This window comes from Burkholderia sp. B10 (genome assembly GCF_004368385.1).
GTDB classification, from domain to species: domain Bacteria; phylum Pseudomonadota; class Gammaproteobacteria; order Burkholderiales; family Burkholderiaceae; genus Burkholderia; species Burkholderia vietnamiensis.
Genome location: NZ_PQMX01000011.1, coordinates 56,403 through 67,321 on the forward strand (window position 1 = coordinate 56,403; position 10,919 = coordinate 67,321).

The window sequence follows — 10,919 nt, forward strand, 5'->3', positions numbered from 1 at the left end:
ATGAATCCGTCAAACCCGTATTTCCAGGAAGTGATCGATGCGCACGTCGACATCGAGCAATGGCTGTCCGGCCGCGCCACGCGCGACGCGCTCGCGCCGCTGCTCGCGCGCTTCTCGCGCGCGTTCTCGATGATCTCGCTGCAGGGCCATGCGCTCGACTACGCCGATATCGACATCCTGTTCTCGCGCGGCTACGGCGCGCGGCCCGGCCTGCGCATCGCGATCGACGAGCTGCACGAAGTGAGCGCATGGCAGCGCGGCGCGGCGATCGCGTATCGCGAGACGCAGACCGACGAAGCCGGCCGGCGTACCGTGCGCCGCTCGACCGTCGTGTTCGAACGCGATGCGGACGGCCGCATCGGCTGGCTGCGGCTGCACGAAACACCGGTGACGGGCTGACCGTTACCCGCAACGACGCGTGCCGCGCGGTGCGGCGGCACGCGCATGCGCTTCCGGGCGCCATATCAAGCAGAACCTGAGAGATGACAACAAAAGCAATCGACACCGCGCGCCGCGCCGGCGCGCGGCGTTCGCGCGTGCGCAGCCGGAGGCACGCATGACGGCGCAACCGTTCATCGACGAGCCGGCGTCGCTCGTGCGCGACACCGAGGTGCACAAGGACCTCTATCTGTCGCCGCGCATCTTCGAGCTGGAGATGCGCGAGCTGTTCCGCAACACGTGGGTCTACGTCGGCCACACGAGCCAGATTCCGCGGACGGGCGACTACGTGACGACGACGATCGGCGCGGAGCCGGTCGTGATGGTGCGCCACGACGACGGGTCGGTGCGGGTGCTCCACAATCGCTGCTCGCACAAGGGCACCCAGCTGGTGACGGACGCGTGCGGCAACACGGGCGCGTTCTTCCGCTGCCCGTATCACGCGTGGTCGTATCGGACCGACGGCAGCCTCTACGCGATCCCGCTGCGGCGCGGCTACGAGAACACGGGCTTCGCATCGTGCGAGGCGAGTAAGGGGATGCAGGCGGTCGGCGCGGTGCATGACCATCGCGGCTTCGTGTTCTGCCGGCTGAACCCGTCCGGCGTCGATTTTCACGCGTATTTCGGCGACGCGCTGTCGTCGCTCGACAATCTGGTCGACCGTTCGCCGGAAGGGCGCGTCGAAGTCGCCGGCGGCGTGTTCCGCTACGTGCACGGCTGCAACTGGAAAATGCTGGTCGAGAACCAGACCGACACCTGTCATCCGATGGTCGCGCACGAATCGTCGGCCGGCACGGCCGTGCGCGTGTGGGAGCGCGACGGCGCGCAGCACGCGAAGCCGATGGCGGTCGAACTGCTCGAGCCGTTCATCCAGCCGCACGCGTTCTTCGAGCAGATGGGGCTGCGCGTGTGGCCCAACGGGCACGGGCATACCGGCACCGCCGATTCGATCCATGCGCGCTATACGCCGATTCCCGGCTATCACGAGAAGATGGTCGCCGCCTATGGCGAAGCGCGCGCCGCGCGCATTCTCGGCGAGGTGCGTCACAACACCGTGCTGTTCCCGAATGCGATGGTGAAGGGGCCGATCCAGATCCTGCGCGTGTTCAAGCCGCTTGCCGTCGATCGCACGCTGGTCGAGTCGTGGTCGTTCCGGCTGGTCGGCGCACCGGACTCGCTGTTCGAGCGCACGCTCGCGTACAACCGCCTGATCAATGCGCCGACGTCGATCGTCGCGCACGACGATCTCGAGATGTACGAGCGCGCGCAGCGTGGGCTCGCGACGCAGTCGCGCGACTGGGTGCACGTCGGTCGTCTGTTCGATCCGCAGGAGTTCGCGCAGCCGACGTTCGTGACGAACGGCACCAGCGAGCAGCAGATCCGCAACCAGTTCCGCGCATGGCTGCGCTACATCGCGCCCGCGTCGACGCAGGAGGCCGCCGATGCGCGTATTCAGTGACGATGAGCTCGTCGCGTTCGTCTATCGCGAGGCGCGCCTGCTCGACGAGCGGCGCTACGACGAATGGCTCTCGATGTACGCGGACGATGCGCGCTACTGGATGCCGCTGTCGCCGGATCAGCCCGACACCGAGCTGCACGGCGCGCTGATGGACGAGGACCTGCTGCTGCTGCGCATCCGCATCGAGCGGCTCGGCGGGCGCCGCACGTTCTCGCAGCAGCCGGCGAGCCGCGGTCATCATCTGCTGCAGCGGCCGCAGGTCGATCGCGCTGAGCCCGATCACGGCGCGTACCTGCTGCGCACGCCGTTTCACTACGTCGAAACACGGCGCGACGAGCAGACCTTGTTCGCCGGCTGGTACACGCACGCGCTGGCGGTGCGCGACGACGCGTTGCGCATCCACGTGAAGCGCGTCGATCTCGTCAATGCCGACGCGCCGCTCGGCAGCATCCAGCTGCCGATGTGACCGCGTGCGCCGCGCACGCTCCTTACCGACCCCGATCCCATGAACGCTCCTGAATTTCTGTCGCGCACGCTGCCGTACATCGACACGCTGTACGACTACGGCGCCTTCCTGGCCCGCACCGGCGGACACCTCGGCACGCTGCCGGCGGATGGCGCGCGCGACGCGCGGATCGCGATCGTCGGCGCTGGCGTGGGCGGCCTCGTCGCCGCGTGCGAGCTGCTGCGCGCGGGTGCGCGGCAGCTCGTCGTGTTCGAGGCGAACCCGGCGCGCGTGGGCGGCCGGCTGCTGTCGCAGTCGATCAATCCCGACCATCCGCACCTGCTCGCCGAAATGGGCGCGATGCGTTTCCCGCCATCGCAGGCCGCGCTGTACCACTATCTCGAGCGGTTCGGCATCGACAGCTCGTCGACGTTTCCCGATCCGGGTGTCGTCGATACCGAGATCCATTACCAGGGGCACGCGTATCGCTGGCCCGCGGGCGAGCGCCCGCCTGCGCTGTTCGACCGCGTCGACCGCGGCTGGCGCGCGTTCATACGCGACGGCGTGCGGCTCGACGACGGCACGCAGCTGCCCGCGCCGGCCGAGCTGACGGCGCTGCTGCGCGCGCATTGCTACGACGACGCGCGTCGCGGCTGGCAGCAGTACATCGACCGGTTCGGCGACGAGTCGTTCTACTCGGCGATCGTCAAGATCTTCACGGGCGCGACGCCGCCCGGCGGCGTGCGCTGGCGCAGGAGCGAGGACCTGCGGCTGTTCGGCACGCTCGGGATCGGCTCGGGCGGTTTTCAGCCGGTCTATCGCGCGTCGTTCCTCGAAATCCTGCGGATCGTCGTCAACGAACTCGAAGTCGACCAGCGGCTGATTCCGGCCGGCATCTTCGCGCTCGCGCAGCGGTTGCTCGACGACGGCGGGCAAGCCGCGCGCGTACGCGACCGGGTGGTGCACGCGGCCGTGCGGCGCGTCGAGAAGCAGCCGGACGGCACCTTCGCGCTGACGCTCGACGATGGGACGACGCAGGTGTTCGACCGCGTGATCGTCGCGACGACGACGCGGGCGATGCAGGTCGGCATGGGCATCACCGGCATCGCGAACCTGTTCGCGCCCGAGGTCGTGCGCGCGATCAACGATACGCACATGGTCAGTTCGTCGAAGCTGTTCGTGCTGACCCGCGACAAGTTCTGGCTCAAGCACGGGCTGCCGCACAACATCCAGACCGACACGCTGGCGCGCGGCATCTACTGCCTCGACTACGCGCCCGACGATTGCGACGCGCACGGCGTCGTGCTGATCAGCTACACGTGGGAAGACGATTCGCACAAGATCCTGTCGCTCACGGACAAGGTCGAACGGTTCCAGCGCCTCGTGGCCGAGATCGGTGTCGTGTCGCCGGCGTTCGCCGCACACCTGCGTCCGCTCGACGACGATTACGCGCGCAACGTGACGAGCCACGACTGGCTGTCGGACCGCTATGCGCTCGGCGCGTTCAAGCTGAACTATCCGGGCGAGGACATCCATTCGCAGGCGCTGTTCTACCAGTTCCAGACGGCCGTCGAGCCTTCGACGGACCGTGGCATTTACTTGGCCGGCTGCTGCTGCTCGTTTACGGGCGGCTGGATCGAGGGCGCGGTGCAGACGGCGATCAATGCGGCGAGCGCGGTGATCCACAGCCTCGGCGGCGTGCTGGCCGACGGCAATCCGCTGGACGCGATGCGCAACCGCTATCGCTACGGCGACTGACGCGGCATGCGCCGCTAGCTGTCGAGCTCGGCGTAGTGCCGGAAGATCCCCATCTCGTTGAACGCGATGCGGCGCTCCGATGCCAGATAGCGCGCGACGCCCGGATGCTCGGCGACGCGGTCGTGCAGCGCGACGAGGCCGCCGACTTTGCGCGCTGCATGCTTCATCGCGTTCGGGAACGCGTAGCGCAGGCCTTCGATCAGCTGGAACATCGACAGATCCGCGTAGCTCAACGCATCGCCCGCGATGTAGCCGCTGTCGTGTGGATTCTGCGCGAGGACGCGGTCGAAGTAGCCGAGGAATTTAGGTAGCCGGTGGGCGATGAAATCGGCCGCGCGCTCGGCGGCCTCCGCCTTTTGATCTTCGTAGTACAGGCCGCTGCCGATCGGGTGATGCGTGTCGTGGATTTCGGTGACGAAATCGGCGACCGTCAACTGCAACTGGTGAACCCACAGCCGGCCGGCTTCGTCGTCGGGCGCGAGCCCGAGCCGCGGGCCGAGGAACAGCAGGATGTTCGCGGTCTGCCCGACGACTACGTCGCCGGCTTTCAGGAACGGCGGCGCGAACGGCACGCATTCGGCCTTCGTGCTGTCCATCATCCGCGTCATCGCGGACACGCCCATGCCGCGGCCCGTTTCGCGCGCGACGTCGACGTAGTCGGCGTCGGCCGCTTCGAGCGCGAGCCGCACGTATTCGCCGCGGCCCTGGATTTCGGGCCAGTAATAGAGTTCGTATCGCATCCGGTGCTCCTGTCGGGCGATGCGCCGCGTGACGTGCGCATCGCGATGGCGGGAAGGGCGGCCGTGCGCCGCTCGTCGGGAATAGACAGTGTAGGAGATTGGGGGGAATGCGGCGTGAGGCGCGGGTGGTAGGGGGTGGGTATGTCGCGTGTGTCGCCGTTCGGGCCGTCGATTGACACCCACGTCGAGCGATCGTTGGAGAAGCCGATGAAACGGTGCGGCGCGAACGCGCGGACGAATAGCACGTCGCTGGCGTGCCACTGCACATTCTCGCCGGTCGCACAATGAAGCGCGACGCGTCCGCCGTGATCGCGTAGATCTCGTCGCACGTAAGCGGCGTTTGGCGGTCGTCGCCGCGCGCGGTACAGCTCGATATCGAGCGTGCCGTGGCGTAACAGCGTCGTGAATGGCGCGCCTTCGGTGTCGAGGCGGGGCGAGCGAGGTGCGGATGCCGAGCTTCATCGCGGCGGGCTCCCGGTTCGGCGAGACGGGACGTGCCGAACTGCGTGAATCGGTCGTATGCGCGAATCGCGCGCAGGCAGACCGGGGCGTTCCGGTGCGTCGCGATCCGGGCGTGGGCGGGTTTGGCTGGTAATCCCGATACAGGTATTGCCACTACCAGCCAAACCACTGTTTTTAATGGGTTTTTCGCGCCCGCACTGCGCGGCGGCGCGTTGCGCGTGGCATAATCGACCGCACCCGCAAGGCTTGTAGTCATCACGACCCCGCATACCCATGGCACAGACTCTCTACGACAAACTGTGGAATACCCACGTCGTCCACACCGAAGACGACGGCACGGCATTGCTCTACATCGACCGTCAACTGCTGCACGAAGTCACGAGCCCGCAGGCGTTCGAAGGGCTGAACGTCGCGCACCGCCCGGTGTGGCGCATCAGCGCGAACCTGGCCGTGTCGGACCACAACGTCCCCACCACCGATCGCAGCCACGGCATCGCCGATCCGGTCTCGAAGCTGCAGGTCGACACGCTCGACGCGAACTGCGACGCCTTCGGCATCACGCAGTTCAAGATGAACGACCTGCGTCAGGGCATCGTGCACATCATCGGGCCGGAGCAGGGCGCGACGCTGCCGGGCATGACGATCGTCTGCGGCGATTCGCACACGTCGACGCACGGCGCGTTCGGCGCGCTCGCGCACGGCATCGGCACGTCGGAAGTCGAACACGTACTCGCGACGCAGACGCTGCTGCAGAAAAAGAGCAAGAACATGCTCGTGAAGGTCGAAGGCACGCTGCCGCGCGGTTGTACCGCGAAGGACATCGTGCTCGCGATCATCGGCAAGATCGGCACCGCGGGCGGCACCGGCTACGCGATCGAATTCGGCGGCTCGACGATCCGCGCGCTGACGATGGAAGGCCGGATGACCGTGTGCAACATGGCGATCGAAGCCGGCGCCCGCGCCGGCATGGTCGCCGTCGACGACACGACGATCGACTACCTGAAAGGCCGTCCGTTCGTGCCGACCGGCGCGGAATGGGATCAGGCGGTCGAATACTGGCGCGAATTCAAGTCCGACGAAGGCGCGCAGTTCGACCGCGTGGTCGAGCTGAACGCAGCCGAGATCGTCCCGCAGGTCACGTGGGGCACGTCGCCGGAAATGGTCACGTCGATCGACGCGCGCGTACCCGATCCCGAGCGCGAGAAGGATCCGGTCAAGCGCGACGCGATGGAGCGCGCGCTCGCCTACATGGCGCTCGAGCCGAACACGCCGATGGAGTCGATCAACGTCGACAAGATCTTCATCGGTTCATGCACGAACGCGCGCATCGAGGACATCCGCGCGGCCGCGTACGTCGTGAAGAAGCTGAACCGCCGCATCGCACCGAACGTGCGCCTCGCGATGGTCGTGCCGGGCTCGGGCCTCGTGAAGGCGCAGGCCGAGCGCGAAGGGCTCGACAAGGTGTTCACCGACGCGGGCTTCGAATGGCGCGAGCCCGGCTGCTCGATGTGCCTCGCGATGAACGCCGACCGGCTCGAGCCGGGCGAGCGCTGCGCGTCGACGTCGAACCGCAACTTCGAAGGCCGGCAGGGCGCGGGCGGCCGCACGCACCTCGTGAGCCCCGCGATGGCGGCGGCGGCGGCGATCGAAGGCCATTTCGTCGACATTCGCAAGCTGGGGTAACGCGTGAAGGCATCGCAACGTATCGTGCGCGTGCTTGCCGCGCTGGCGCTCGTCGGGCTCGGCTTCGGCCTGACGGGCTGCAACACCGTCCGAGGCTTCGGCCAGGACGTCAACGCCGCCGGCAACGCGCTGCAGCGCGCCGCGGACTGACGCCCGCCGAAATATTGTCGATGTGCGCCGGCCAGGCATGCCGGCCCTTCAACCGGATAGACGGATCATGGAAAAATTCAATGTGCATACCGGCGTCGTGGCGCCGCTCGATCGCGAGAACGTCGACACCGACGCGATCATCCCGAAGCAGTTCCTGAAGTCGATCAAGCGCACGGGCTTCGGCCCGAACGCGTTCGACGAATGGCGTTACCTCGACCACGGCGAGCCCGGCCAGGACAACTCGAAGCGCCCGCTGAACCCCGACTTCGTGCTGAACCAGCCGCGCTACCAGGGTGCGTCGGTGCTGCTGGCCCGCAAGAACTTTGGCTGCGGCAGCTCGCGCGAGCACGCGCCGTGGGCGCTCCAGCAGTACGGCTTCCGCGCGATCATCGCGCCGAGCTTCGCCGACATCTTCTTCAACAACTGCTACAAGAACGGGCTGCTGCCGATCGTGCTGACCGAGCAGCAGGTCGATCACCTGTTCAACGACACGTACGCGTTCAACGGCTATCAGCTGACGATCGACCTCGAGGCGCAGGTCGTGCGCACGGGCGACGGCCGCGAGTATCCGTTCGAGATCGCCGCGTTCCGCAAGTACTGTCTGCTGAACGGCTATGACGACATCGGCCTGACGCTGCGTCACGCGGACAAGATCCGCCAGTTCGAAGCCGAGCGGCTCGCGAAGCAGCCGTGGCTCAACAACAAGCTGGTCGGCTGATTTCGGCCGCGGGCGGGCGCGCGTGACGCGCTCGCCGACCTGCCACCCACATTACCCAGTCCAGGAATAACGCATGAAGATTGCAGTGCTGCCCGGCGACGGCATCGGTCCGGAAATCGTCAACGAAGCGGTCAAGGTGCTGAACGCCCTCGACGAGAAGTTCGAGCTCGAGCACGCGCCGGTGGGCGGCGCCGGCTACGAGGCGAGCGGTCATCCGCTGCCCGATGCGACGCTGAAGCTGGCGAAGGACGCCGACGCGATCCTGTTCGGCGCGGTCGGCGACTGGAAGTACGACTCGCTCGAGCGCGCGCTGCGCCCCGAGCAGGCGATCCTCGGGCTGCGCAAGCACCTCGAGCTGTTCGCGAACTTCCGCCCGGCGATCTGCTATCCGCAGCTCGTCGATGCGTCGCCGCTGAAGCCGGAGCTGGTCGCGGGCCTCGACATCCTGATCGTGCGCGAGCTGAACGGCGACATCTACTTCGGCCAGCCGCGCGGCGTGCGCGCCGCACCGGACGGCCCGTTCGCCGGCGCGCGCGAAGGTTTCGACACGATGCGCTACTCGGAACCCGAAGTGCGCCGCATTGCACACGTCGCGTTCCAGGCCGCGCAAAAGCGCGCGAAGAAGCTGCTGTCGGTCGACAAGTCGAACGTGCTCGAAACGTCGCAATTCTGGCGCGACGTGATGATCGACGTGTCTAAGGAATACGCGGACGTCGAGTTGTCGCACATGTACGTCGACAACGCGGCGATGCAGCTCGCGAAGGCGCCGAAGCAGTTCGACGTGATCGTGACGGGCAACATGTTCGGCGACATCCTGTCGGATGAAGCGTCGATGCTGACGGGCTCGATCGGCATGCTGCCGTCGGCCTCGCTCGACAAGAACAACAAGGGCCTGTACGAGCCGTCGCACGGCTCGGCGCCGGACATCGCCGGCAAGGGCATCGCGAACCCGCTGGCGACGATCCTGTCGGCCGCGATGTTGCTGCGCTATTCGCTGAATCGCGCGGAGCAGGCCGACCGGATCGAGCGCGCGGTGAAAACGGTGCTCGAACAAGGTTATCGCACCGGCGACATCGCGACGCCGGGCTGCCAGCAGGTCGGCACCTCGGCGATGGGCGATGCGGTGGTGGCGGCGCTGTAAGCCGCGTTGCACGCATATGGCCGGCCGGTACGGCGGCCGGGATGAAAAACACGTGAATCGGCCGCGAAATCGGCCGGTCCACGCACGGTTGGCCGTTGTGCGGGCAACCGGCTTTGTGTAGACTCGAACGATGGCGCTGATTTCCCTGATCTCCCCGGTCTTGAAATCCCACGGCAACATTGCCCGTGCGGATGCGCGCGCCATCGTCATCGCGAAAACCATTACCACGAAAACGATCATTAAACGCTGATCGTCCGTCGTGCCCGCCTGTTTCCCCGCGCGGTCACGCCGGGGGCGGAAATGGCGGGGAAGCTCCATTCAAAGGGTTAGTCATGAACGTAGGTCTCGTAGGTTGGCGCGGCATGGTCGGCAGCGTGCTGATGCAACGCATGCAGGAAGAAGGCGATTTCGACCTGATCGAACCGGTGTTTTTCAGCACCAGCAACACGGGCGGCAAAGCGCCGTCGTTCGCGAAAAACGAGACCACGCTCAAGGACGCGACCAACGTCGACGAGCTGAAGAAGTGCGACGTGATCATCACGTGCCAGGGCGGCGACTACACGAACGAAGTGTTCCCGAAGCTGCGCGCGGCCGGCTGGAGCGGCTACTGGATCGACGCGGCGTCGTCGCTGCGGATGAACGACGATGCGGTCATCATCCTCGATCCGGTGAACCTCGACGTGATCAAGGACGCGCTCGTCAAGGGCACGAAGAACTTCGTCGGCGGCAACTGCACGGTCAGCCTGATGCTGATGGCGCTCGGCGGCCTGTTCCGCGAGAACCTCGTCGACTGGATGACGGCCATGACGTACCAGGCCGCGTCGGGCGCGGGCGCGCAGAACATGCGCGAACTGCTGTCGCAGATGGGCGCGCTGCACGGCTCGGTCGAGCAGCAACTGGCCGATCCGGCTTCGGCGATCCTCGACATCGACCGCCGCGTGCTCGCGACGATGAACAGCGACGCCATGCCGACGAGCCAGTTCGGCGTGCCGCTCGCCGGCTCGCTGATTCCGTGGATCGACAAGGATCTCGGCAACGGGATGTCGAAGGAAGAGTGGAAGGGCGGCGCGGAAACCAACAAGATCCTCGGCAAGCCGGCGATGGGCCAGCCGGGTTCGATCCCGGTCGACGGGCTGTGCGTGCGTATCGGCGCGATGCGCTGCCACTCGCAGGCGCTGACGATCAAGCTGAAGAAGGACGTGCCGCTCGACGAGATCAACGGCATCCTCGCGTCGGCGAACGACTGGGTGAAGGTCGTCCCGAACGAGCGTGAAGCGTCGATGCGCGATCTGTCGCCGGCGAAGATCACCGGGACGCTGACGGTGCCGGTCGGCCGCCTGCGCAAGCTGGCGATGGGCGGCGAGTACCTGTCGGCATTCACGGTCGGCGACCAGCTGCTGTGGGGCGCGGCCGAGCCGCTGCGCCGCATGCTGCGCATCCTGCTCGACAAGTAAGCATCGGGCCGCGCACGCGCGCCGCCGGCGCGCGAAGCGAGACGCCTGCCAGCCCGTTCGCGGGCGGCAGGCGTTTTTGTTGATGTCCGGCGCTGGATGCGCCCATGAGCAGGCCGGGGCCGCGCCGCCGATACCGCGGCTTCGCGGCCGGCGCGGACGTGGACGTGGATGTCGATGGCGGCCGCGTTCGTTCCCGCCAGAACGCCGCCGGCGACATTCAGGCTGACGAATGGCACGTGCTCGATCATGCGCGCCGCGCGCGATCCCGCGATCCATTGGCGAATCGGTCGGTCGGCCGTATCGGCCGGCGACGAATTCGGCCGGAATCGGATCGCGTGAAGTAAACTATGCGGTTACGACGCGCAGAGCCGCCGAAAGCGTCGCGTTCCGCGCGACGCTTTTGCATTTCTGCGGCGAGTTTATAGACGCTTCCCTACGCGAATCCGAGCCGCGCCCTCGCGCGGCGATAGA

Annotated in this window: 12 protein-coding genes; 11 read left to right on the forward strand and 1 reads right to left on the reverse strand. The window is 66.9% G+C overall.

What is annotated here, in order from left to right; genetic code table 11:
- From C3Y15_RS08345 to C3Y15_RS08360, 4 genes are all read left to right on the forward strand, one after another.
- Positions 1 to 399 carry a hypothetical protein gene (locus C3Y15_RS08345; RefSeq protein ID WP_011881727.1) on the forward strand — a complete coding sequence of 133 codons (399 nt, stop codon included), beginning with the start codon at positions 1 to 3 and terminating at the stop codon, positions 397 to 399.
- Between the two features lie 157 nt (positions 400 to 556).
- Complete coding sequence (locus C3Y15_RS08350; RefSeq protein WP_041494102.1) at positions 557 to 1,897, forward strand: Rieske 2Fe-2S domain-containing protein; 1,341 nt, start codon at positions 557 to 559, stop codon at positions 1,895 to 1,897.
- The gene (locus C3Y15_RS08355; protein WP_011881729.1) at positions 1,881 to 2,363 is read left to right on the forward strand and encodes an aromatic-ring-hydroxylating dioxygenase subunit beta; all 483 of its coding nucleotides are present in this window, start codon (positions 1,881 to 1,883) and stop codon (positions 2,361 to 2,363) included. The genes C3Y15_RS08350 and C3Y15_RS08355 overlap by 17 nt, the downstream gene beginning before the upstream one ends.
- Positions 2,364 to 2,402: 39 nt before the next feature.
- A complete protein-coding gene (locus C3Y15_RS08360) occupies positions 2,403 to 4,100 on the forward strand; it encodes an NAD(P)/FAD-dependent oxidoreductase (protein WP_069240053.1) in 1,698 nt (565 codons plus the stop codon).
- A 14-nt stretch (positions 4,101 to 4,114) separates the two neighbouring features.
- On the opposite strand, the gene C3Y15_RS08365 is transcribed toward C3Y15_RS08360, so the two are convergent.
- On the reverse strand, positions 4,115 to 4,840 hold the full coding sequence (locus C3Y15_RS08365; RefSeq protein ID WP_034195017.1) for a glutathione S-transferase: 726 nt from the start codon (positions 4,838 to 4,840) through the stop codon (positions 4,115 to 4,117).
- A 735-nt stretch (positions 4,841 to 5,575) separates the two neighbouring features.
- On the opposite strand from C3Y15_RS08365, the gene leuC reads away from it, so the two are divergent.
- From leuC to C3Y15_RS31660, 7 genes are all read left to right on the forward strand, one after another.
- A complete protein-coding gene (gene leuC / locus C3Y15_RS08375) occupies positions 5,576 to 6,985 on the forward strand; it encodes a 3-isopropylmalate dehydratase large subunit (RefSeq protein WP_014725194.1) in 1,410 nt (469 codons plus the stop codon).
- A 3-nt stretch (positions 6,986 to 6,988) separates the two neighbouring features.
- Positions 6,989 to 7,135, forward strand: a complete 147-nt coding sequence (locus C3Y15_RS08380) for an entericidin A/B family lipoprotein (RefSeq protein WP_011881754.1) — start codon at positions 6,989 to 6,991, stop codon at positions 7,133 to 7,135.
- A gap of 67 nt (positions 7,136 to 7,202) precedes the next feature.
- The gene (gene leuD / locus C3Y15_RS08385) at positions 7,203 to 7,853 is read left to right on the forward strand and encodes a 3-isopropylmalate dehydratase small subunit (protein ID WP_011881755.1); all 651 of its coding nucleotides are present in this window, start codon (positions 7,203 to 7,205) and stop codon (positions 7,851 to 7,853) included.
- Positions 7,854 to 7,926: 73 nt separating this feature from the next.
- Positions 7,927 to 8,994 carry a 3-isopropylmalate dehydrogenase gene (gene leuB, locus C3Y15_RS08390; RefSeq protein ID WP_014725192.1) on the forward strand — a complete coding sequence of 356 codons (1,068 nt, stop codon included), beginning with the start codon at positions 7,927 to 7,929 and terminating at the stop codon, positions 8,992 to 8,994.
- A 130-nt stretch (positions 8,995 to 9,124) separates the two neighbouring features.
- Positions 9,125 to 9,244 carry a 3-isopropylmalate dehydrogenase gene (locus C3Y15_RS32200; RefSeq protein ID WP_069246535.1) on the forward strand — a complete coding sequence of 40 codons (120 nt, stop codon included), beginning with the start codon at positions 9,125 to 9,127 and terminating at the stop codon, positions 9,242 to 9,244.
- An 82-nt stretch (positions 9,245 to 9,326) separates the two neighbouring features.
- A complete protein-coding gene (asd, locus tag C3Y15_RS08400) occupies positions 9,327 to 10,448 on the forward strand; it encodes an aspartate-semialdehyde dehydrogenase (RefSeq protein ID WP_045578157.1) in 1,122 nt (373 codons plus the stop codon).
- 104 nt (positions 10,449 to 10,552) lie between these two features.
- Positions 10,553 to 10,792: a hypothetical protein gene (locus tag C3Y15_RS31660; protein WP_166677046.1), complete on the forward strand. Its 240-nt coding sequence runs from the start codon at positions 10,553 to 10,555 to the stop codon at positions 10,790 to 10,792.
- Positions 10,793 to 10,919 lie beyond the last annotated feature (127 nt).